A 25118-nucleotide genomic window follows, 5' to 3' on the forward strand; every position below is an offset into this window, starting at 1 on the left:
CCATTTTTATGACTAGGTACTAAAAGTAGTATATAATCATTAAAAGTAGAATGCAACAAAAACTTTTGCAGACTACTTTTAATCGAGCTTCTCTCCCTGGAACACACCTGTCCCATCAAGATAAGTACGCAGCGAAGCATACTGATCATTATGCCAAAACGCTTCTGAATCAACTAGTATCGCTGCATCTTGTCTTGCCGTTTCTAACGCCCGATAATCATGTACCATATCAGCAACCTTAAATTCTGGTAGACCACTTTGCTTACTTCCAAAGAAATCCCCAGGACCTCGTAACTCTAAATCTTTTTCTGACAATACAAATCCATCATTTGTTTCAGTCATAATGCGCATTCTTTCTTTTCCTGTTTCTGATTTCGGGTCCGCAATTAATAAACAATATGATTGTTCACTACCACGCCCAACACGCCCCCTCAGCTGATGGAGCTGCGATAAACCGAAACGTTCCGCGTCATAAATAACCATAACAGTCGCATTTGGTACATTCACGCCTACTTCAACAACTGTTGTCGACACAAGAATTTGCACTTTATTTTCACTAAACTGTCCCATTATCTCTTCTTTTTCTTGAGATGATAGTCTCCCATGCATTAATCCAACTTGGCATTTCCCTTGATAATGATGAGTCAGCATACTATGTAAGTCGATAGCATTTTGTACATCAAGCTTCTCAGACTCTTCAATAAGAGGGCAAATAACATATGCCTGTCTTCCTTTTTTTATCTCTTTCTCCACAAAGCCGAGGACACGATCTAACATATCATGTTTTGCCCAGTACGTTTCGATTACCTTTCTACCAGCTGGCATTTCGTCAATAATAGAAACGTCCATCTCTCCAAATGCAGTGATAGCTAACGTACGCGGGATTGGGGTCGCCGTCATAAACAATACATCTGGACTTTCACCTTTCTCACGTAAAATCCGGCGCTGCCCCACACCAAATCGATGCTGTTCATCGGTAATAACGAGACCTAACCTATGAAATATAACTTCGTCTTGAATTAAAGCGTGCGTTCCAACAAGGATGTCTACTTCTCCCTGTTCTAATCTCGACAAAATTTCTCGACGTCTCGCACCTTTAACAGAACTTGTTAGCAATTCAACCTTCATACCGAAATGTGAAAACGTCTCCGCGAGCGACTGATAATGTTGCTCGGCTAAAATTTCTGTAGGAACCATCAAAGCACCTTGATAATGAGCCAATTTCGCCGCATAAAGAGCAATCGCAGCCACAACTGTTTTCCCAGAACCTACATCCCCTTGCAATAATCGATTCATTCGGTACGGAGATATCATATCTTTCATTATTTCATCTACAACCCGGCGTTGTGCGCCAGTTAATGGAAACGGAAGCGCATCAGTAAACTCTTGCAATTCTACTAATGAAATTTCCTTTTTCGTCCCTTTCGAGTTTTCCCTTTCCATTTTCCGTAATGTTTGCATTTTCAACTGAAACAAGAAAAACTCCTCATATACAAAACGGCGACGCGCTTGCTTTAAGTCTTCCTGTCCCACTGGAAAATGTAACCCTCTGAGCGCTTCATAGCGTGATAATAATTTATATCGACTTAACAAACCATCTGGTAACACTTCGACTATAGAATCTCCATACTCCTTAAATGCTTGTGCAACAAACCGGCGCATCTGTTTTACTGTCAGTTTTCCTTTCACTGAATATACAGGTTCTACTTCTTGTTGTCGTACAACCGGTCCGAAATTCAGTTCTGATACAGCAATTGTTTGGCGATGCTGATCCCATTTACCAGTAATCGTTACCGTTTCATCTAAATTTAACTTTTGTTTATAGTATGGTCTATTAAAACATACAGCTGTAATTAAATAACGACCGACGAGAACACGAACTGTAAGACGTGACTTCTTCTTCCCATAATATTGCAGTAAAGGAGCACTATGAACTTTCCCCTCAACCGTTACACGCTCGTCATGCTTTACTTCAGCAAGATCTTTCATCGCATAGTCTTCATAGCGGTACGGAAAATGTTCTAATAGATGAGAAACTGTATAAATTCCCATCTCGTGTAACAACTCAGATGTTTCTCCTCCGATTCCCTTTACATCCGTAACAGGAACTTGTACAACTTCATTCAAGATTCTCACGCTCCGTCACATTATTTTCTTTGATTCATTCTATTGATTATCCATTAATATCATTGACATCTGTAATCGCTCTCTTTCACCTTATATATTCTATCATAGGCATTCTAAGAGAAACTACTCTAATCCCTCTATATAAAGTGAAACTATAATCATTGGGGGTTTACGGGCAGTTATTCTCCCACTTAACTTCTTTGCTCCAGCCGAATATAGGGGGTGGAAGTTTTACTGCCCACAAATAGCGGGATAAAACAAAGTTGTACAATACGTAAGAAAAGAGCCTCACTATTAGCAGCAAGGCTCTTTTCTATCATCAATATGCTAGCCTTTTGAATAAAAACTAGTAATAAACTTCATATCACTATTCCTTATCCATTAGCAAGTAAGTAACCCATTTATTTTCAAATCGAATCTTTTCTTATTCTACAGAGAAGATGAAAGAATACACCGGTTGGTTCCCTGCATGTACTTCTACTTCTGCATCTTCAAAGTTCTCTTCTACAAACGCAACTAATTTAGCCACTTCTTCATCTGTTGCATCTTCACCTTGTAGAATCGTTACGATTTCAGAATCCTCATCAATTAGCGCTTCTAGTAATTGCTTTGCAGCTCCTACTTTCTCAGCATTTGTAGATACAATTTTTCCATCTGCAATACACATGAAATCATCTTTTTGAATCGCTACACCGTCAATTTCCGTATCACGAACAGCATACGTAATCTGACCTGTTTTCACATGAGCTAAAGCTTCTTTCATGTTTTCTTCATTCTCTTCTAGCGTTCCAACTGGATTAAATGCTAACATTGCAGCCATACCTTGAGGAACTGTTTTTGAACGAATAACAATAACTTCTTGTTCTACAACTGACGCTGCTTGTTCTGCTGCCATCACGATATTCCCGTTATTTGGTAAGATGATGATTTTTTCAGCATTCGCCTCTTCAATCGCCTTCACAATATCCTCCGTACTCGGATTCATCGTTTGGCCACCTTCGATAACTTTCGTTGCACCAATGCTCTCAAATAGAGTTTTAATACCCGATCCCATAGCTACAGTTACAATACCATACGGTTGTTTCTCTATTGGCTGATTCGTTTGTTCAGGTACCATGGTAGGTTCATCTAATAAAGCAGTATGCTGTTCACGCATATTTTCTACTTTGATCTTAATTAGACTACCGTAACGTTGTCCATAGTTCATAGGATCTCCAGGATGTTCCGCATGAATATGAACCTTTACAACCTCATCATCCGATACAACAAGTAGTGAATCTCCGTACACACTAATATCTTCACGGAATTTTTGTTCAGAGAAATTATGTTCCTTCATTTTTTCAGGCTCTAATTTCACCATGAATTCCGTACAATATCCATACTTAATATCTTCTGTACTCAATTGGCTTTGTACACTACGGTGATGTTCTGCACGTACCATGTCATTCATAGATGATTGGGCAGGCATATTAGAAGAAATCGTTTCTCCTTTTAAGTCAGCTAAAAACCCTTCATATACAACAACAAGACCTTTACCACCGCTATCTACAACGCCAACTTGTTTTAATACAGGTAATAAATCTGGCGTACGATTTAACGATGCGTTCGCTTCTTTTACAACGTCTTCCATAAACAAAACAAAGTCGCGCTGTTTTTTCGCAACTGTCACTGCATATTTACCCGTTTCTCTTGCAACCGTTAAAATCGTTCCTTCAATTGGTTTCATAACCGCTTTGTAAGCTGCCTCTACTCCAGCTTCTAAAGCTGCAGCAAAATCAACTGTCGTTAATTCTTCTTTTTGTTCAATGGATTTAGAGAAACCACGGAATAACTGAGATAAAATAACCCCAGAGTTACCACGAGCTCCCATTAATAATCCTTTGGCTAAACTTACACCAACTTTACCAGCATGCTGTGAAGGATTTGCTTTCACTTCACGCGCGCCTGAAGTCATTGATAAGTTCATGTTTGTACCGGTATCGCCATCTGGAACTGGGAATACGTTTAATGCATCAACAAGCTGAACATTATTTGTTAAATTATTGGCTCCTTGAATGATCATTTGTGATAAACGTTTTCCATCAATTTTTTGAATTGACACAGATTTTCCTCCTTAATGCACATTACAAGTTTATTACTTTAACTCCTTGTACGTAGATGTTTACAGAATCTACTGCTAGTCCTACAGTTTGATCTAATGTATATTTCACTTTAGTCTGCACGTTATGTGCTACTTCTGAAATTTTCGTACCATAGCTCACAATAATATACATATCAATATGTACTTCATCTTCATTTTTACGAACAATAACGCCTCTAGTGAAGTTTTCTTTTCGTAAAATTTCTGTTAATCCATCTTTTAACTGATTTTTTGATGCCATGCCTACGATACCGTAGCAATCTACTGCGGCACCTCCAGCAATTGTTGCAATTACATCTGTACTAATATCAATTTGACCGTACTTCGTTTTAATTTCAATTGACATCTCGTTTCCCCCTTCATAAATGGTGAAAGTGAGCTAGACTACTTTAGTTACTATCATATAATCTTTTTAAAGAAAATTCCATCGTTCTTTCTTTTTCACTCTCATATTTTATGTTTTAAATTACATTTTTTTATGATGAGCAAAATAGTCCATTGTTATTATACAACATGTACCACTATAATATGTCAAGCAATTTTTCTTGATTTCACCTTTTCTTCATTGACATATAGTGTCAAGTATTTTTTCTTGATTTCTTTTTCCTACGGTGTTGCATTCTCTTTTTAGTTGTGTTAAATTATAGTAGTGTTTTTAGCATCGCATAAAAGACTAACATTGAAAAATTACGTATGTTACGGTAGTTAAGGGAGGGAAATATAAATGGCTCGTGTTTGTGCTATCACTGGAAGAAAAGCTCGTTCTGGTAACTCTCGTTCTCACGCAATGAACGCTACAAAACGTAAATGGGGCGCTAACCTTCAAAAAGTTCGCGTACGCATCGACGGAAAAGTTCAACGTGTTTACGTTTCTGCTAGAGCATTAAAATCTGGCAAAATCGAACGTGTTTAATAATAAAAAAAAGAGCCGCTAGGCTCTTTTTTTATTATACCATTGGAAAAAGCACCGGTAATAGGTGCTTTTTTTAGTCTTTTTTGAAGGTATTTAACATCGCACGAACAATTCCACCAAGAAATTTAGGTAACTTAATTGTATAAAATCTCATGGTTTCCCTCCTAATCCCCATTACTCCACTTGTTCACTATATGATGCAAGGAGCAAAATTGTTTCTTCAATCAGTGCTTCTTATCATCATTAATATGCCAGAAGTAAATGAAAAATTACCTTTTTCCTCAATGAGTTCATTACTAATACAAAGTGTCGATCCCCACTCTATTGTTTTATTAGTAAGAGGGTACTTAAAACCGTGAAGTGTAATACCTTCTACCCTTTCAGTAACTGGTACAAATGATACGTATGGAAAATGTTCGTTTCCTTCAATTATATACATACCAAACTTTTTCACCATTATTTCATTTTTATTGTCCACAATACACATTTCTATGTTTACTTCTAATCCCTTTAAAAGCATCTGAATATTTGCTAAACCATGATCAAGTCTTCCACCAGTAGCACCAAAAATACGAATTAACTTTGGTTTCTGTTCTAAAGCCCAGCTAATTGCAATTTCTAAATCTGTTTGATCTTTTTCTCGCGGGACAATATGTAATTCATTTGTTTGCTGCCTCATCCATGCTAATTCCTCATCAGTAACTGAATCATAATCCCCAAACGCAACAGCCGGAGTGATCCCTCTTTTCAACAAACGGTACACTCCTCTATCAACGGCCGCCCAAACTACTTCTTCATTTTCATACCGAGAAAAATCTGCGCAGTATTCTGCAGGTCCTCCCGCTAAAATATGAATAATCATTTTTCCTTCCCCTTCTATTGTAAAAAGGCAATCTGCCATTCGGTAGATTGCCTTTCTCCTTATTTGTCACTCTAACATGTATAAATAGTGAAGTCTTAATGAACTAGAAGCTTCACTAGGATAAAGGTTCGTTCTTTATCCGCGAATTACACGAATTGCTTCACCGCGGTCTTTTTGATTGTATACTGCTGATCCCGCTACAAGAACATTCGCTCCTGCTTCAATACAAAGTCTTGCCGTTTCAGCGTTGACACCACCATCAACCTCAATTTCCACTTCTAGATTTCGCTCTTTAACCATTTCTGCAACTTGTTTGATTTTCGGTAATACAGAATGAATAAACTTCTGTCCGCCAAATCCAGGGTTTACTGTCATAAGTAATACCATGTCTATATCTTCTAATACATGCTCAATCGTTGAAACTGGAGTATGCGGATTTAATACAACCCCTGCTTTAATGTCATGAGATTTAATTAACTGAATTGTACGATGTAAATGAGGACACGCTTCTACGTGAACAGTAATAATATCCGCTCCCGCTTTTGCGAAAGTTGGGATATAGTTATCAGGATTTTCAATCATTAAATGTACATCTAGCGGTAATGATGTAATCGGACGGATTGCTTCTACAATTAATGGTCCAATCGTAATATTTGGTACGAAATGCCCATCCATTACATCGACGTGAATGTAGTCAGCTCCGCCTTTTTCTACATCTTTAATCTCTTCCCCTAATCTTGAAAAATCTGCTGATAAAATCGATGGTGCAATTTTAATCATGACTAATACCTCGGCTTTCTCTCTCTAATTTCTTCTACGAATTGTTTGTAATTCTTATAACGATATTCGGTAATCTTTCCTTCTTCAACCGCAGCTTTCACCGCACATTTCGGTTCAGCAAGGTGTGTACACCCTCTAAATTTACAGTATTGGCTCGCTTCTTTCAACTCTGGAAAACAATATGTAAGATCTTCTACCTCTATATCTATGAAATCAAGCGAACTAAAACCAGGTGTATCCGCAACAAGTCCGCTTCCAACTGTAATTAATTCTACGTGTCTTGTCGTATGCTTTCCACGTCCTAAATGTGAAGAAATATCATTAGTTTTCAATTCTAAATCTGGACGTAATACATTTAGCATTGAAGATTTCCCAACACCAGATTGGCCTGCAACGACGGAAATACAACCTTCTAAGAATGGTTTCAGAATATCAATACTTTCCGATGTATTTATAGAAGTAAACAACACATCATAACCCATTTCACGATAATCATTTGCATAAGATTCAACAGTTTCTCTCATTTTTTCATCTACTAAATCCATCTTACTAATACAAATAATTGGTTTGATGTTATGATATTCAATTAATACTAAAAATCGATCTAACAGTCCTGGATTAAAATCTGGTTCTACCGCTGAGAAAACAAGAATAGCTTGATCAACATTAGCAATAGGAGGTCTAACAAGTTCATTTTTCCGATCAAATACTTCTAACACATAACCCTCACTCGGATTATCCGCTTGAAAAACAACTTGGTCTCCTACAAGTGGCGTAATTTTATTCTTTCTAAATACACCACGCCCACGACATTGTGTAATCCCTTCCTCATTCTGCACATAATAAAACCCACTTAGAGCTTTTACAATTTTTCCTTCTGGCATATAATTCTCCTTTATTTTGTATAAAATGAAACTGCAATTAAATATGAATAGACTAGCGTTCTTTAAACAATTATTTCAAAGCCCACCAAATATATATCCAGGTTCATATATTTAATCTACCATCAAATTTGAAATATTATTTACAACAGTATCACTTTTACAGCTTTTTGAATCATATATTTTTGCCTGTTATACAGTCCACGATGTAGACAGCATAACAGGCAAGAGTAATAAATTCCATCTTCTATATAAGGACGATGGAATTCACTATTATTGAGCTGGATATGGTACTTCCTTGTCCATAATCGTTACTCCATCTCGGACAATTTTATAGTGTCCCTTTGCACCTTCTTGAATTACAAATTCTAAAGAAATAATCGCTGACTCAGTAATTGTTCTCGTTTCAACTGGTTTATCCATTTTTTGCTGCATATCTTCTTTATAAATTTCTATTGTTTGCGGCTTTTTCTCACCTGTTGCAGAAGCTTCATATGGGATAGAAATGTTATCCACTTTTACCGTTTTCGTCACTTTAGGCTTCGGACCATCGGAGATAACAATCGATACTTTATCTCCTTCTTTTAAAGGTGTCCCAGGCTTTGGTAACTGTGAAATAACAAGACCTTTATCAACCGTATCTGAATACTCTCTTTTTATATCAGAAACAAGCTTTCTTTCATTTAAATAACCTTTTACACTATTTTCAGTCCATCCTGAAAAGTCACCTGGTCTTATTTGATAAGGTCCTTTACTTACCCAAATTTTCAGTTCTTGTTCTGCCTCTATAACCATTTGATCAGGCGTTGGTATTTGCTCTACAATTTCACCTTTCGGCTTATCATTTTCAATATAATTTATTGTAACTTGTTTATATTTTTCTTCTAACTCAGCTCTTATACTCTCGAAATCTTTTCCTGTCAAATCACGCATCTTGCTTTTCTTTTTCCCACCTGATTGATAGATAGTAATTTTAGAGTTTTCTTTCACTACTCTTCCTGCTATAGGATCTGTTTTTATCACTTTTCCGGCTTCAACATCATCTGTATATACAAGATTAGGTTCAGTAACTTCAAAACCTTTTTCAACTAATGTATTTACAGCTGTCGTATATTTCATACCAGCCACATCAGGAACCTTCACATCTTTCGGAATAAAGAAGCCTGGAATAACAGTAAGTGCTAAGGTTATCCCTATCGCTAAAAGTAAAAATGTTGTAATTAAAACTTTCAGCCATTTATTATTTCGCTTTTTCTTCTTACCTGATTTGGTCTCTTCTTTTCTTACTTGTTCATCCACTTTACTTCCTTTTAATACAATCGTTTCATCACTTACATTTTGAAATAGTTGTTCTTGTTGAATAATTGGAATCGCTTTCGTTGCTTCCATATCTTCTGGTATGTAAAATGGTTGTTCATTTATTCGTTCTGGGTATAGTGCTGTTTCAATATCTCGTTTCATCGCGTTAGCAGATTGATATCGATGGAACGGATCTTTCGCAGTTGCCTTTAATATAATATTTTCAACACTTTGTGGAATATTTTCATTCCATCTTTTTGGAGATGGCATTTCATTTTGTAAATGTTTTAACGCAATTGCAACAGCAGATTCACCAGAAAACGGTTGTCTTCCTGTTAACAATTCAAACATAACAATTCCAAGTGAATAAATATCTGATTGTTTATTCGCTATACCGCCGCGCGCTTGTTCTGGTGATAAATAATGCACCGAACCGAGCACCGAATTTGTATGTGTAATCGTTGCTGCACTTGTAGCTGTCGCAATTCCAAAGTCTGTTACTTTGACCACTCCGTCATCTCGAATCAAAATATTGTGCGGTTTAATATCGCGATGTACAATCTCAAAATGATGGGCGTGTGCCATAGCGGACGTTAACTGCTCCATTATATCAAGAGCCTCTCCTATCGGTAACATCCCTCGATCAATTATGTATTGCTTCAATGTTCGTCCAGGTACATATTCCATTACAAGATAATATATATCATCCTCTTCCCCAACATCATACATATTCACAATATTTGGATGCGACAACGTTGTAACAGATTGCGCTTCTCGATGGAAACGTTTAATAAACTCTTCATTATTTGAATAGTCGAGTCTTAATATTTTTACCGCTACATCTCGACCAAGTATATCATCATGAGCTAAATATACATTGGCCATTCCTCCACCGCCAATCATTTTCAGCAGCTTATAACGGTCATTTAAGCGTTTTCCAATCAGCACGTTGCACTTCACCTACTTTCGTTTGTCGAATCCGTATAATCAATAATAACGAGGGTAATATTATCTTCTCCACCACGATCATTTGCTAATTGAATGAGATGCTCTCCCTTCGCCTCGAGCTGTTCATTCAATTGTAAAATTTGTTGCATATCAGCCATAGGGACTTTGTTAGACAATCCATCAGAGCAAAGAAGCAATTGATCGTCTTCTTCGAGCACCAATGTTTTAACATCTAGTCCGACTTTTTCTTCTGTTCCTAACGCTCTTAACAGAACATTCTTTTTCGGGTGATATTCTGCATCTTCTTTTGAAATTTCACCGTGCCTAACAAGTTCATTTACAAGTGAGTGGTCTTCCGTTACAAGCGATATTTCTCCCTCTGATACCATATAACAACGACTATCTCCTATATGACCTATTGTTACAAAACTAGGTGTACAAATCGCCACGATAACCGTTGTTCCCATGCCATTACATTCTACATGCTGCTGAGAGTAAGCATATATGCGCTCATTAATAATTCCAACGTTAGTATGTAACCACTTTTCTACCTTTTTAGGCTCATTCATATTATGCGTTTGCTTCCAATAATCATGGAATAATTGAATAGCCATCGAGCTAGCTACATCGCCAGCTCGATGACCTCCCATTCCATCTGCTACTACCGCTAAAATATTTCCATCTAAATTGCGAAAAACTCCTGCACTATCTTCATTATGTTGACGAACTTTTCCTTTATCCGATAGAAACACGGCTTTCATCTAGTCACCTCGTCTCTTCTTTGCGCTCCTTTGCACGCAACTGACCGCAGGCTGCATCAATATCATGACCTTGTTCACGGCGAATGGTTACATTCACTCCACGATCTTTTAGCGTCTTTTCAAATAAGAAAATTTGCTCTCGTGGCGTACGTACATAATCACGTTCTGGCACGTAGTTTACCGGAATTAAGTTTACATGACATTTTACACCTTTTAAGAGCGCAGCAAGTTCTTCAGCGTGCTCAACTTGGTCATTTTCTCCTCCAAATAAGCCATATTCAAATGTAATACGACGCCCTGTTCTATTTACATAGTATTTAACAGCTTCCATTAAATCAGGTAGCTTATAAGCACGGTTGATCGGCATTAATTTTGAACGTATCTCTGTATTTGCAGCATGCAATGAAATCGCAAAATTAATTTGCATATCTTCTTCAGCGAACTTATAAATTTTTGGAACAATTCCACTTGTTGAAACTGTCATATGTCTTGCACCAATATGAATTCCTTTTTCATGATTTACAATGCGTAAGAATGACATTAAGTTATCATAATTATCAAATGGTTCTCCAATTCCCATAACAACAAGAGAACTTACACGTTCTTCTGTTTCATCAAGCGCACGCTGAACTTCTACTACTTGCGCTACAATTTCTCCAGCCTCTAAGTTTCGTTTTAATCCACCAAGTGTAGATGCACAGAATGTACAGCCAATGCGGCAACCCACCTGTGTTGTTACACAAATGGAATTTCCATATTCATGTCGCATTAGTACAGTTTCAATAGAGTACCCATCATATAACTGGAATAGGAATTTAATCGTTCCATCCGAAGACGTTTGTTTTACTAAAGTGTTTAAAGTTGTAATATCAAAGGAATTCGACAATTTATCGCGCAATCCTTTAGCAAGGTTTGACATATCCTCATAATTTTTTACACGTTTTTTATATAGCCAATCAAAAATTTGTCCTGCACGGAACTTAGGTTCCCCTTGTTCCTTTAACCAATCTTGCATTTCATGAAGTTGTAAAGAATAAATTGATGGTTTCTTTGTTTCTAGATTTTTCTTTTGTTTTTTTACAGTCGTTTCCATGATGCTACACCTTCTTTCTTAAACAAGCAATATAAAAGCCATCTGTTGCAAAATAATGCGGTAAAATTCGTACTTGACCTTCATCAATATACGGATTTAACTTTTCTGGCATGCGATCTTTTATCGTAGTATCCCATTCAAATTCAGGATGCTCTTGTAAAAATTGCTTTATTACTTGTTCATTTTCTATTTTTTCAATTGTGCACGTACTATAAACAAGGCGACCACCTTGTTTTAACAATGGTGCTATTTTTTCTAGTATCGCAAGTTGAATCGTTGATAACCTTTCACTATCGCCCTTATCTTTACCTAACTTAATATCAGGTTTACGTCTAATAACACCAAATCCAGAACATGGTGCATCTACTAATATTTTGTCAAAAGATTCATTTGCAAAATGCTCTTGAATTTTTCTAGCATCTAAAGCCATCGTTTCTACATTTTCTAAACCAAGTCTCTTCGCCTGTTGTTCAATTAAACGTACTTTATGTGCGTGTAAATCAAGCGACATTACCTTACCAGTTCCGTCCAAACGCTCTGCAATATGAGTTGTTTTTCCGCCAGGAGCAGCACAACTATCTAGAACTGTATCTCCTTTATTCGGTTCTAAAGCACGTGCTACAAGCATTGAGCTTTCATCTTGAATAGAAAGGAAACCTTTTTTGAACGCTTCTGTATGTGCGACATTTCCTCTTTCAATTTGAATTGCATCCTCTGACAATTCGCCACGTTTTGCTTCTATACCCTCATCAGCTAATAACGCAACCGCTTCTTCTACCGTTACTTTATCAACATTTACACGTGCTGTTGGTACAGGTGGCAACATATTTACTTCACACATTTTCTCTGCTGTCTCTAAACCATATTCGGATGCCCATTCTTGTACAAGCCACATTGGATGACTCGTTGCAATCGCAAGTCGTTCTACTGGATTTTCAATTTCTTCTAACGAAGGTACACCTTCTCGCTGAATTGAACGCAATACTCCGTTCACCATGCCTGAAATCCCTTTATGCCCACGACGCTTTGCAATCTCAACTGCTTCATGAATAGCCGCTCTTTCTGGAACTCGGTCTAAATATAGCATTTGATATAGAGATAGGCGAAGCAACACTCTTACCCACGCTTCAACCTTTTTTCTTAAAAATGGTTGTAAATAATAATCTAGTGTGTCACGACGTTGAATTGTTCCATATACCATTTCAGTTAATAAACCAATATCTTTTCTGTCAATTGTATTTTTTTCAATCAAATTATTTAAAAGTAAGTTGCTATATGCACCACTTTTTTCTACTTGAATTAAGCCATCCAGAGCTAACTCACGAACATTTTGTCTCATGCATTTTCTCCTAACTTCGTACCAATTTCAGGTTTTGTTCCACGTAAAAATTGTGAACAACTCATACGCTTTTTACCAGATGGTTGCAATTCAGTGATTTTAACGCCTGTCTCGTTCCCTGCTGCAACAACAAATCCATCTTCTTCAAGAGCTACTATTGTACCTGGTTCAGCTTTCTCTGCAATAGAGACCTTCTCTCCCCACCATACTTTAATAACTTGTCCTGCCAAAGTCGTATAAGCAACTGGCCATGGATTCAATCCGCGAATGTGATTGTATACTTCTTCACCTGTTTTTGTCCAATCAATTATCTCTTGCTCACGTTTTATATTATATGCAAACGTCACTTCAGCTTCACTTTGTTTAATTGGTTCTAGTTTACCCTGAATTAGTAAAGGAACCGTTTTAGATAAAAGGTGTGCTCCTGCTTCGCTTAACTTATCAAATAATGAACCTGTTGTTTCACGCTCTTCAATTTCTACTTCTACTTGCGTTAATATATCGCCAGCATCTAATTTTTCTACCATATACATAATTGTAATACCTGTTTTCTCTTTACCTTCCATGATCGCATAATGAATTGGTGCACCACCGCGAAGTTCTGGAAGTAATGATGCGTGGACATTAATACATCCATACTTTGGCGCTTCTAAAATTTCATTCGGTACGATTTGTCCAAATGCTGCTGTTACAATTAAGTCTGGCTCTAGTGCTAATACTTTTTCATATTCGTCTTTTTCACGAATTTTTAACGGCTGTACTACTGGAATACCATGTTTTTCCGCTTCTACTTTAACAGGAGTAGGTGTTAAAACCTTTTTTCTACCAACTGGACGATCAGGTTGCGTTACAACACCAACTACGTCATATCCGTCCTCGATAAGACGACGAAGCACCGGCACAGAAAAGTCCGGTGTCCCCATAAATACTACTTTCATCATTCAAAAACCGCTCCTTTTAAACCTATTCTAATTCGCCTGCTTCATAATACCTTTTCACTTTAGATGTAAATAAAACACCGTGTAAATGATCGATTTCATGCTGAATTGCACGCGCTAAGAAGTCATCCGCTTCTAATAAAAATATTTTACCGCGACGATTTTGTGCACGTACTTTAATGTAATCTGCGCGCTCCACTTCACCATAAAGTCCCGGAAAGCTTAAGCAGCCTTCGGGACCTACTTGTTCACCACGTTTTTCTAAAATAACAGGATTAATTAATTCAATTTTACCCGTATCATCACCTATATCAACAACAGCGACTTGTAAGCTTACACCCACTTGTGGCGCAGCTAGACCAACTCCGTCTGCAATTAACATTGTTTCATGCATATCTTTTAACAATTTCACTAACTTTTTATCAAAGTTAATTACTCTTTCGCATGGTGTTTCTAACACTTCATTTGGATGCTTTACAATTTCTAAAACTGACATATTTCCCTCCGCTACATTAACATTGTTGGATTAAAATCAATTGAGATTTGTAGCTCTTTTTGCATTTCTGCTTGATAATGTTCATTTACCATTTTGAGCACGTTCTTTAAGTTTGGTTCCCGTTTGTATTTTATCATGCATTGGTAACGATATCTATCTTTTATCCTTGGAATTGCTGAAGCAACCGGCCCTAACACCATCGTTTTCCTTGAACAATGCGTTCGTAAATGACCGACAATTTTTTCCGTCACTTGGACTGCCTTTAATAATTCCGGATGAGATACAGTTACAAGTACAACGTAGTAATATGGCGGATATTGTCTCATTTGCCTCATTTGCATTTCGTGCTCATAAAATACATCATATTGTTGATTCTTTGCTAATTCTACACTGTAATGTTCCGGCGTATACGTTTGAATTACAACTTCCCCTGGCAATTCATGTCTTCCTGCACGTCCACTCACTTGTGTCAATAGCTGATACGTCTTTTCACTCGCCCGAAAATCAGGTAGATGAAGCATCGTATCCGCCGTTAAAACCCCAACAAGCGTCACCTTCGGAAAATCAAGCCCTTTTGCAATCATTTGTGTTCCAAGTAATATATCTGCTTTCTCTTCACCAAACGCCTTTAATAATTTTTCATGCATTCCTTTACGGCTTGTTGTATCCACATCCATTCGAATGACCCGCGCCTCAGGGAATAGTTTTGTGATTTCTTCTTCAACCTTTTGCGTCCCTGTACCAAAGAAACGAATATACGTACTATTACAAGCAGGACACTCCGTTGGCATATTTTCCTCATGACTACAATAATGACATTTTAAACGATGGTTCATTTTGTGATATGTCAACGAAATATCACAATGCGGACATTGTACGACATACCCACAATCACGGCACATCACAAACGTAGAATGACCCCTTCTATTTAAAAAGAGAACCATTTGTTCTTTCTTTTCTAATCGATCTGCTATTTTTTCATGCAGTGCCTTTGAAAACATTGAGCGATTTCCATCACGAAGCTCTTCACGCATATCAACAATTTCTACAGTCGGCAAAGCTTGTTTGTTCATACGTTTTTCCATTGTAAGCAACCCATAGACACCTTTTTTCGCTCTAGCAAACGATTCAAGTGTCGGCGTTGCACTTCCGAGAACGATTGGACACTTATGGTATTGTCCTCTCCACACTGCTACATCTCTTGCATGATACTTTGGGTTATCCTCTTGCTTATAACTTGATTCATGCTCTTCATCAATAATAATGATTCCTAAATTTTCGAATGGAGCAAAAATAGCTGAACGCGCACCAACTACAACTTTCACTTCTTTTCTTAATATCTTTCGCCATTCATCATATTTCTCGCCAACAGAAAGCGCACTGTGAAGAACTGCAACTTGCGAACCGAACCTACCTTTAAAGCGATCTACCATCTGGGGCGTTAGCGCAATTTCAGGAACAAGCACAATTGCTTCTTTTCCTTTCTCGAGCACCGCTGCTATAGATTGTAAATACACTTCAGTCTTACCACTTCCTGTAACACCATATAGTAAAAATGGATTGTAAGTTTCATTTGTAATTGATGACAAAATCGGTGTAATTACTTGTTTTTGTTCCTCAGTAAGCGGAAATGGTTTCGTTTGTTCAAAATCATCATCGTCATACGGACTCCGGTATACCTCTACATACTTTTCTGAGATTAGACCCTTTTTAACAAGTGCTTTTATTGGAGCATCTGTTATTTGTAATTCTTCTGTTAAATTTTTTAACGGTACACTTTTGTAGTTTTCTACAAAATAATAGAGTACATCTTGTTGTTTTTTACTTTTCAGTTCAAATGCTGCTAATTCCAATTTATCTGCCGGCAACTCCGGTTGAACTACTCTTTGTTTCTTCTTCTGCACTTTATCCTTTACTTGATAAACCACTTCAGTCGTACCATTTTTAATTTCTTGTTGAATAGTGCGATATAGGTGCGGCTGTGCTTCGATAGCTTCCCAATCTATCGTTTCCTTCCCTTGAAATAAAGAAAGAATTTCTGGTGCTACTTCTTCTCGGTTACGAAGTTGCAGACGCTTTTTATATGTTGCTTTGATCGCCGTCGGAAGCATCACCTGAAAAGCTGAAATCATATAACATAACGTTTCACTTGTAAGCCAATACCCAAGTTTTAATAATTCATCATTTAAAACAGGAGTGACATCTAATATTTCATACAACGCTTTTAACTTTTTACTTTCTAGTTCAACCGAATCCTTTATGCCAATAATAAAACCTTGCAATTTCCTCGGACCGAATGGGACTACTACACGCATTCCTGTTTGCACGATATCTTCCCATTTTTTAGGGATAATATAATCAAACGGTCGATCTGTTTGACGTGCAGGTACATCAACAATTACACTTGCAAACTTCATACATAATCATCTTCTAACATCATTTCTATTTGCTTTAATATTTCACGAGCCACTTCTTTTTTCGTTAAAAGTGGCAGCTCAATGATTTCTCCATCTTTTCTATACATTGTCACAATATTTGTATCCGTACCAAACCCAGCTCCTTGCGCTTTCACGTCATTCGCAACAATCATATTTGCATTTTTCTCACGTAATTTTCTCGTTGCGTATTCCTCTATGTTTGTCGTTTCAGCTGCAAAACCGATAAGTAACTGTCGGTCCTTCTTCTCACCTAACGTTTTTAAAATATCCACTGTTCTTTCTAATTCAATTACAGCATCGCCATTTTGCTTTTTCATTTTATTATCGTGAACATATTTTGGGCGATAATCTGCAACTGCCGCTGTTTTGATAACAACATCCACACTCTGATAATGCTGAAGGACTGCCTCTAACATATCTTGTGCAGATTCTACTTGTATTGTTGTGACATGTAATGGTGACTCTAATGCTGTCGGTCCTGAAACAAGTATGACATCAGCACCTAAGCTTGCTGCAACTTCTGCGATCGCATACCCCATCTTTCCAGAAGAAAAATTCGTCATAAAACGGACTGGGTCAATCTTTTCACGTGTCGGGCCAGCCGTTATTAATATTCGCTTTCCTTGCAATGGTTTTTGTTCTGAGAAAACCTCTTCTAACCTTCTAATAATCACTTCAGGTTCTTCCAGTCTTCCCTTAGCTACATAACCACATGCTAAAAAGCCTTCGCCAGGCTCAATAAATGTATATCCTAACGCTTTTAACGTCATCATATTTTTTTGAACAATTTTATTTTCATACATATGCACATTCATAGCAGGTGCAATCCAAACTGGAGCTGTAGTAGCTAACAAAGTAGTTGTAATCATATCATCAGCAATACCGCCAGCTAACTTTCCAATGCAATTCGCTGTAGCAGGTGCCACAAGTACAACATCTGCCCAATCCGCTAAATCAATGTGAGCGATAACTGCTGAGTCTTTTTCATCAAACGTATCCGTATATACATCGTGGCGAGAAAGCGCTTGAAATGTAAGAGGTGTAACAAACTTCATTGCCGATTCACTCATCATTACTTTTACAGTAGCACCCGCTTGTGTCAATTTACTCGTTAACGCAGCTGCTTTAAAAACTGCAATGCCTCCTGTTACACATAGAAGTATCTTTTTCCCTTTTAGCATATGACTCGTCCTCTTTCTTTTTCAAACTTATTCTACTGAAATAGAATTTTCAGCTCGTCAGTACCAATATGTTGTTCCACCTTTTTACGATTATTTCTTCCCTATCATAAAAAAATAACAACCTACTTGTAAATAGGTTGTTACCGTTACATAGAAAATTATAAAGTCTATGTTTTAATTTGTCGAAAAGAATGTCTTAATCAATTATTGTGTCATCGCTTGGTACATATTTTAATACTTCTAAATCGATTTCTTCTAATGCTTTACCTACACATTTATAAGAAACAGGCTTTTCAATAACACAATTGTCAGCAATTTGCATTTCACGTGCACGCTTTGCAGCTACTGTTACAAGTGTATATTTAGAATCGATTTTTGTTAATAATGAGTCAATTGATGGATTTAACATAATTATAGACCCTCCGTCATTTCTTTATAGTATTTTGCCACTCTTTCGCGGCGGCAATGTTCACCAACCACAATTGCTTTAATTCGGTCGCAAGCTAATTCAACTTGATCGTTTTCTACAACATAGTCATAAGCGTCCATCATTTCGATTTCTTCTTTCGCTACAGTTAAACGATTTTCAATAACATCTTCAGTTTCTGTACCACGGCCGACAATTCGGTTCTTTAGTTCAGATAAACTTGGAGGTGCTAAGAAAATAAATACACCTGCTGGGAAGGCTTTCTTAACTTGAATTGCTCCTTGCACTTCAATTTCTAAGAACACATCTTTTCCTTCTTGTAACGTTTTTTCAACATAATCAATCGGTGTTCCGTAATAATTACCAACGAACTCAGCCCATTCAAGTAACTTTTCATTACGAATCATTTCTTCAAATTCTTCTCTCTCTTTAAAGAAATAATCCACACCATCTACTTCACCTTCACGCGGTTTACGTGTCGTTACTGAAATAGAGTACTGAAAACGTGTGTCTTCATGGCTAAACAGCTCTTTTCGAACCGTTCCTTTCCCGACACCAGAAGGTCCCGAAAGAACGATGAGCAATCCTCTTCTACTTCTCATAAATATGTAAAACCTACCCTTCCTCACTTAAATCTTCTTTATTATTCAAACGATGTGCAATCGTCTCTGGCTGAATTGGACTTAATACTACATGCCCATCATCCATAACAATAACCGCCCTTGTTTTTCTCCCATACGTAGCATCAAGCAAAGCATTATGTTCACGCGCTTCCTGTACTGTCCGTTTAATAGGAGCTGACTCCGGACTTACAATAGCAATAATTCGATGAGCAGATACAATATTTCCGTATCCAATATTTAAAAACCGCATGGCCATAGTTTGCGCCTCCTAGTAAGTCTATCCGATTTCTCCACCACGTATAACTTTATATATTTTTTGAAAGCTACTCAATATTCTGTACTTGTTCACGAATTTTTTCAAGGTTATTTTTCATTTCTACGACATATTTTGAAATTGTTAAGTCATTTGCCTTAGAACCTATCGTATTAACTTCCCTATGCATCTCTTGCACGATGAAGTCCATTTTCCTTCCAACAGGCTCTGTAATTTGCAGTGCTTCACGAAATTGATCTAAATGACTTTGTAATCGAACTAATTCTTCGTGAATATCTGAACGCTCTGCAAATATTGCTACTTCTGTCAACAATCGTTGTTCATCTAAATCTTGATTATGTAATTCCTTTAAGCGATTTTCTAATCGTTCACGATATTTTTGTGTAACAATTGGTGCATGTGGAATAATTGCATTTACACAATTATGAATCTCTTGCAAACGATATGCTATATCTTTATGTAATCGTTCTCCTTCGCCATCTCTCATCGTTTTCAACATATGAGCAGCTTGGCGAACAGCTTCATATAAACCGGTTTCAAATTGTTCATTTACATTTTCTATTTCTTCAACTGCCGTTACTTCTGGCATTCCCATTAGTTGCCCGAGTGTAATAGAATCTTGTAATTGAAATTTCCCTTTTATATCTTCCATAATGGATTGGTACTGCTTGAGAAGTTCCCAATTCACAGTTAATTTTCTTTCAACAAGCCCTTCACCTGTTATACTAATAGACACTTCAATACGTCCACGGCGAACTTGCTTTGCAATTATTTTACGAATCTTGTCTTCAAACGCCATCATTTGCTTCGGAAGCCGAATACTCATTTCTAAAAAACGATGGTTCACTGACTTCATTTCTACTGTTATTTGAAAAGTATCGTTTTCTACCTTCGATCTTCCAAATCCTGTCATACTACAAATCATCTTTATCACATCCAAGCCATGAAATAACTCAATGAAAAAGGCAATAGAGACAAGGCTCTACTACCTTCTGTAAATTATATCATATTTTCATATCATTGACTATTTCAAGTTTAATCCCTTCTTATATAACAGCGGCTTTTTCTTTTTCTCCTTTTTTCTTGTTAATAAGGATCCTACTAATAAGAAGGTCGGAATAGATGATAATCCTCCAATTAACAACCAATCTCGTGCTTGTATCGGCATTGTGCTAAAAATCGGCTGTAATGGTGGATAATATATAACTACAAGCATTAACAGTAAAGAAATAATAACCGCCCCTACTAAATATATATTTCCAAACGGGTTGCGGTGAAATATAGAATGTTCACTACGACAATCAAATACATGAATAAGCTGAGCCAGTACTAATGTTGCGAAGGCTACCGTTTGTGCATACTTCAATTCATTCGGATGCTGGTTAAATGCAATAATAAACGCTACTAATGTCACTGCTCCGATTAGAAAACCACGACTTATAATTTTCCACGCAAGCCCTCTAGCAAACACCCCTTCTTTCGGATGGCGTGGTGTTCTCTTCATCACATCTCCTTCAGCCTTATCCAAACCTAATGCCATCGCTGGTAAACCGTCAGTAACTAAGTTCACCCATAAAATTTGAATTGGAACCATCGGCAATGGCAGTGCAAGTAACATCGCAAATAACATAACCAAAATTTCACCAACGTTAGATGCTAACAAATACCGAACAAACTTCCGAATATTTTCATATATGTTTCTACCTTCTTTAATCGCCGATTTAATCGTAGCAAAATTATCATCTAACAACACAAGTGACGAAGCTTCTTTTGCAACATCTGTCCCTGTAATTCCCATCGCAATCCCTATATCAGCTGTTTTAATAGCTGGAGCATCGTTCACTCCATCACCTGTCATAGCTACTATATGTCCCTTATTTTGTAGCGCCTTAACGATTTTCAATTTATGCTCAGGAGACACACGAGCGAATACATACGTATCTTCTACAATATCTTCTAATGCCTCTACATCCATATTCGCAAGTTCTACACCTTCAACAACGCGTCCACCCGCCGGTAAAACCCCTAGCTGTTCCGCAATTGCCATTGCCGTCACTTTATGATCTCCCGTAATCATTACCGTTCTAATACCAGCTTCCTTACACTCTTTCACCGCTTGCGCCACTTCTAGTCTTGGCGGATCTATCATTCCTTGTATTCCAACAAGCATAAAATCCTGCTCGACTTCTCTTTCATGTTCAATTGAATCTGTAGCTTTTAACAGTTTAAATGCCACTGCAATCGTTCGTAAAGCTTGACTTCCTAAACTATGAATCGCTGCCTGCACTTCTTTTCGATACATTTCACTTAAAGGCTGTTGCTTATTTCCCCACAAAATTGTTTGACTCATCTGCAAAAGAACATCTGGTGCTCCTTTTGTAATAACAAATTTTTTGCCTTCACGATCACGAACGATAACGCTCATCATTTTTCTAGTTGAATCAAAAGGAAATTCACGAATGACTTCAAACTTTCCTTTAAGAGCTTCACGTGAGATTCCCGCCTTCATTGCAGCAGCAACGAGAGCTCCCTCTGTTGGATCTCCATCTAACACATACGTCTTTTTCTTTTGAATAACATTCGCATTATTACATAAACAGCCAAATGTAAGTAGTTGATACAGTGATTTCGTCTTAGTAGGGTCAATTACTGCTTCACCTTTCATAAACGAACCTGTTGGCTCATAGCCTTGACCTGTTACTTTCCACAATTCTCCGCCTGACCACATATGTGTTACCATCATTTTATTTTGTGTCATTGTTCCTGTTTTATCTGAGCAAATAACAGAAGCACAGCCTAACGTTTCTACAGCTGGCAACTTTCGCACAATTGCCCTCTTTTTAATCATACGCTGTACGCCAAGTGATAGCGCAACCGTAACGATAGCTGGCAATCCTTCTGGAATAGCTGCAACAGCAAGCGAAACCCCAGCCAAAAACATGTGATACACTTCATTCCCTTGATATACACCAGCTAGTACAACAAGAGCCGTCAAAATAAGAGCAACAATAATTAAAATTTTTCCAAGCTGTTCTAATCTTCTTTGTAATGGCGTTTCCATTTGCTCAGCATTTTGCAACATATTTGCAATTTGCCCCATAGCTGTATTCATTCCAGTTGCTACGACTACCCCTGTTCCAGCACCTCTCGTTATCATCGTCCCCATAAATGCCATGTTTTTTTGATCACCAATTGAAACATCTTGACCTTGTAACGCCTCTACCTTCTTTTGTACAGGCAATGACTCTCCTGTAAGAGCCGATTCTTCAATATATAAACTTGAAGATTCCACAAGGCGAACATCCGCGCCAATACGGTCACCACTAGAAAATTTAATAATATCACCTAGTACAAGCGCCTTTGACGGCGCTTTTATCCACTTCCCATTTCTTAGTACAGTAACTTGAGGAGCTGCCAATTCTTTTAAAGCTTCCAACGATTTTTCAGCTTTCCTCTCTTGAAAGAAACCGAGGACACCATTAATAATAACAATTGCAACAATTGCAATCGAATCAATATACTCTCCTAAAAAAGCTGAAATAATTGTAGCACCAAATAAAACAAGTACCATAAAATCTTTAAATTGCGCTAAAAACACCATAAGCGCAGAAGGCCGCTTTGCTTCTTGCAATTCATTTGTACCAAATTTCTTTAATCGGCCCTCTGCTTCTTGCTCTGTAAGACCTACCTCCACATTCGTATTCGTTCTTTCCTCCACTTCATGTGCTCGCATTTCATACCAGTTCATCCTGCCATCGACCTCCTGATTCCAGACATACTCTAATGAAAGCTTATTCAGCCTCGTCCAAAAAAATGCTATAATTAACTTTTAGTTAGAAAGGAGTGTTCATTCATGGCATTCGATGGATTATTTACAAGAGCAATTACACATGAAATTGCAAATTCTCTTCAAACAGGAAGAATTTCAAAAATATATCAACCCTCAAAATATGAAGTTTTATTACATATTCGAGCAAACGGAAAAAACCAAAAGCTAATTCTTTCATCTCACCCTACATATGCGCGTATGCACTTAACAAATCAAAACTACAATTCACCAGCGCTACCGCCGATGTTTTGTATGCTTCTTCGCAAACATTTAGAAGGTGGATTTATTGAAAAAATTGAACAAATTGACTTAGAACGTATTATTCAAATTACAGTCCGCAGTCGCAATGAAATCGGTGACGAATCAGTAAAAACATTAGTAATCGAAATAATGGGACGACACAGTAATATTATCTTAGTAGATACGAAAACAAATGTTATTTTAGATAGCTTAAAACACGTTTCTTTAGCGGTAAACCGACATCGTACTGTATATGCTGGAGCTGAATATGTTGCCCCACCGGCACAACATAAAGTTAATCCGCTTCTTATCGAAACAGAAGATGATTTTATTAAACCGCTAGACTTTTTATCTGGCAACATGGACAAACAACTTGTCGGAGCATTCATGGGAATTTCCCCATTATTTGCAAAAGAAGTTGTAAAAAAAGCAGGTATGGCAAATGAAAAAGCATTATCTGAAGCTTTCTTCAGCTTGCAAAAACCTTTGCTAACACATCAGTACGTGCCAGCAATGATAACAGCAAATGGAAAAGAGTTCTTTTACCTATTCCCTCTTTCTCACTTACAAGGAAACGAAAAAACATTTTCATCTGTTAGTGAATTATTAGATCGTTTCTTCTTTGGTAAAGCAGAGCGCGATCGTGTAAAACAACAAGCTCACGATTTAGAACGCTTTATGCAAAATGAAAAAACAAAAAACGAAAAGAAGCTAATTAAACTAGAAAAAACATTACAAGATGCCGGAAAAGCAGATAAATATCAACTATTTGGAGAGCTACTTACAGCCAATATGTACGCTTTGAAAAAAGGTGATAAAGAGATAGAAGTCGTTAACTATTACGACGAAAATGGTGGGACTGTAAAAATCACATTAAATCCTTTAAAAACACCATCTGAAAATGCACAACGCTATTTCCAAAAGTACCAAAAAGCGAAAAATTCAGTTGCTATTGTAGAAGAACAAATCGTAAAAACAAATGAAGAAATTCTTTATTTCGATAGCTTACTTCAACAAATGGAAGTTGCTTCTTCAAAAGATATTGAAGAGATTCGTGAAGAACTGACCGAAGAAGGTTATGTACGTAATCGTAAGAAGAAAAACACAAAGAAAAAACCGACAAAACCAGTATTGGACAAATATTTAGCTAGTGATGGCACAGAAATTTTCGTCGGTAAAAACAATAAGCAAAATGATTATTTAACAACGAAATTCTCCCGTCGTGATGAAATTTGGTTACATACGAAAGACATACCTGGGTCCCACGTTGTCATTCGTTCTCTTGAACCTACGGAAGAGACTTTACAAGAGGCCGCTAAAATCGCTGCTTATTACAGTAAAGCAAAAGATTCTAGTTCTGTTCCTGTAGATTTCACAAAGATACGCCATGTCAAAAAACCGAGCGGTGCAAAACTTGGATTTGTTACATATGACAATCAACAAACATTATATGTAACACCAGATGCTGATACAGTAATGAAATTAAAAGCGTAAATACTTAAAAATGCGTTGCTAGCAAGCAACGCATT

The 25118-nt window shown here is 37.2% G+C and carries 22 protein-coding genes; 2 read left to right on the top strand and 20 right to left on the bottom strand.

Features of this window, described 5'->3' with window-relative positions:
- Positions 1-78: 78 nt before the first annotated feature.
- The 3 genes from recG to I6L50_RS25105 form a co-directional block, all read right to left on the bottom strand.
- Positions 79-2127 (bottom strand): ATP-dependent DNA helicase RecG, encoded by a 2049-nt coding sequence (gene recG, locus I6L50_RS25095; RefSeq protein WP_219303418.1) that lies wholly within the window; start codon positions 2125-2127, stop codon positions 79-81.
- A gap of 424 nt (positions 2128-2551) precedes the next feature.
- Entirely contained in the window at positions 2552-4228 is a 1677-nt protein-coding gene (locus tag I6L50_RS25100) for a DAK2 domain-containing protein (RefSeq protein ID WP_113936790.1), read from the bottom strand.
- A 22-nt stretch (positions 4229-4250) separates the two neighbouring features.
- On the bottom strand, positions 4251-4613 hold the full coding sequence (locus I6L50_RS25105) for an Asp23/Gls24 family envelope stress response protein (RefSeq protein WP_002014507.1): 363 nt from the start codon (positions 4611-4613) through the stop codon (positions 4251-4253).
- Positions 4614-4991: 378 nt separating this feature from the next.
- Here I6L50_RS25105 and rpmB point away from each other — a divergent pair, with 378 nt between their 5' ends.
- On the top strand, positions 4992-5180 hold the full coding sequence (gene rpmB, locus I6L50_RS25110; protein WP_000124776.1) for a 50S ribosomal protein L28: 189 nt from the start codon (positions 4992-4994) through the stop codon (positions 5178-5180).
- A gap of 73 nt (positions 5181-5253) precedes the next feature.
- Here the strand turns inward: rpmB and spoVM are convergent, their stop codons facing one another.
- The 17 genes from spoVM to I6L50_RS25195 form a co-directional block, all read right to left on the bottom strand.
- Positions 5254-5334, bottom strand: coding sequence for a stage V sporulation protein SpoVM (spoVM, locus tag I6L50_RS25115; protein ID WP_001213599.1), 81 nt, complete (start codon positions 5332-5334; stop codon positions 5254-5256).
- A gap of 66 nt (positions 5335-5400) precedes the next feature.
- Entirely contained in the window at positions 5401-6081 is a 681-nt protein-coding gene (locus I6L50_RS25120; protein WP_002088210.1) for a thiamine diphosphokinase, read from the bottom strand.
- Positions 6082-6177: 96 nt separating this feature from the next.
- Entirely contained in the window at positions 6178-6822 is a 645-nt protein-coding gene (gene rpe / locus I6L50_RS25125; RefSeq protein ID WP_002014505.1) for a ribulose-phosphate 3-epimerase, read from the bottom strand.
- 2 nt (positions 6823-6824) lie between these two features.
- Entirely contained in the window at positions 6825-7706 is an 882-nt protein-coding gene (rsgA, locus tag I6L50_RS25130) for a ribosome small subunit-dependent GTPase A (protein ID WP_002088214.1), read from the bottom strand.
- 270 nt (positions 7707-7976) lie between these two features.
- On the bottom strand, positions 7977-9950 hold the full coding sequence (pknB, locus tag I6L50_RS25135) for a Stk1 family PASTA domain-containing Ser/Thr kinase (protein WP_002088215.1): 1974 nt from the start codon (positions 9948-9950) through the stop codon (positions 7977-7979).
- An 8-nt stretch (positions 9951-9958) separates the two neighbouring features.
- Positions 9959-10711, bottom strand: a complete 753-nt coding sequence (locus I6L50_RS25140) for a Stp1/IreP family PP2C-type Ser/Thr phosphatase (protein WP_002137950.1) — start codon at positions 10709-10711, stop codon at positions 9959-9961.
- A 4-nt stretch (positions 10712-10715) separates the two neighbouring features.
- Positions 10716-11804, bottom strand: a complete 1089-nt coding sequence (gene rlmN / locus I6L50_RS25145) for a dual-specificity RNA methyltransferase RlmN (protein WP_002014500.1) — start codon at positions 11802-11804, stop codon at positions 10716-10718.
- A 4-nt stretch (positions 11805-11808) separates the two neighbouring features.
- Positions 11809-13143, bottom strand: coding sequence for a 16S rRNA (cytosine(967)-C(5))-methyltransferase RsmB (rsmB, locus tag I6L50_RS25150; protein ID WP_219303419.1), 1335 nt, complete (start codon positions 13141-13143; stop codon positions 11809-11811).
- Complete coding sequence (gene fmt / locus I6L50_RS25155) at positions 13140-14084, bottom strand: methionyl-tRNA formyltransferase (RefSeq protein ID WP_219303420.1); 945 nt, start codon at positions 14082-14084, stop codon at positions 13140-13142. The genes rsmB and fmt overlap by 4 nt, the downstream gene beginning before the upstream one ends.
- Positions 14085-14106: 22 nt before the next feature.
- Positions 14107-14577, bottom strand: coding sequence for a peptide deformylase (gene def, locus I6L50_RS25160; protein ID WP_219303421.1), 471 nt, complete (start codon positions 14575-14577; stop codon positions 14107-14109).
- Between the two features lie 11 nt (positions 14578-14588).
- A complete protein-coding gene (gene priA, locus I6L50_RS25165; RefSeq protein ID WP_219303422.1) occupies positions 14589-16994 on the bottom strand; it encodes a primosomal protein N' in 2406 nt (801 codons plus the stop codon).
- Positions 16991-18196, bottom strand: coding sequence for a bifunctional phosphopantothenoylcysteine decarboxylase/phosphopantothenate--cysteine ligase CoaBC (gene coaBC, locus I6L50_RS25170; RefSeq protein WP_219303423.1), 1206 nt, complete (start codon positions 18194-18196; stop codon positions 16991-16993). Before coaBC ends, priA begins: the two co-directional genes overlap by 4 nt.
- A 196-nt stretch (positions 18197-18392) precedes the next feature.
- Positions 18393-18605 (bottom strand): DNA-directed RNA polymerase subunit omega, encoded by a 213-nt coding sequence (gene rpoZ, locus I6L50_RS25175; protein WP_002014493.1) that lies wholly within the window; start codon positions 18603-18605, stop codon positions 18393-18395.
- A gap of 2 nt (positions 18606-18607) precedes the next feature.
- On the bottom strand, positions 18608-19225 hold the full coding sequence (gmk, locus tag I6L50_RS25180; RefSeq protein ID WP_002014492.1) for a guanylate kinase: 618 nt from the start codon (positions 19223-19225) through the stop codon (positions 18608-18610).
- 13 nt (positions 19226-19238) lie between these two features.
- Complete coding sequence (remA, locus tag I6L50_RS25185) at positions 19239-19502, bottom strand: extracellular matrix/biofilm regulator RemA (protein WP_001251456.1); 264 nt, start codon at positions 19500-19502, stop codon at positions 19239-19241.
- Positions 19503-19569: 67 nt separating this feature from the next.
- Positions 19570-20445, bottom strand: a complete 876-nt coding sequence (locus I6L50_RS25190) for a YicC/YloC family endoribonuclease (protein ID WP_002088227.1) — start codon at positions 20443-20445, stop codon at positions 19570-19572.
- 99 nt (positions 20446-20544) lie between these two features.
- Complete coding sequence (locus I6L50_RS25195; RefSeq protein ID WP_219303424.1) at positions 20545-23268, bottom strand: calcium-translocating P-type ATPase, SERCA-type; 2724 nt, start codon at positions 23266-23268, stop codon at positions 20545-20547.
- A gap of 105 nt (positions 23269-23373) precedes the next feature.
- Here I6L50_RS25195 and I6L50_RS25200 point away from each other — a divergent pair, with 105 nt between their 5' ends.
- Complete coding sequence (locus I6L50_RS25200) at positions 23374-25083, top strand: Rqc2 family fibronectin-binding protein (RefSeq protein WP_219303425.1); 1710 nt, start codon at positions 23374-23376, stop codon at positions 25081-25083.
- Positions 25084-25118 lie beyond the last annotated feature (35 nt).

The sequence above is a fragment of the Bacillus sp. FDAARGOS_1420 genome (assembly GCF_019344915.1).
In the GTDB taxonomy this organism is placed as follows: domain Bacteria; phylum Bacillota; class Bacilli; order Bacillales; family Bacillaceae_G; genus Bacillus_A; species Bacillus_A mycoides.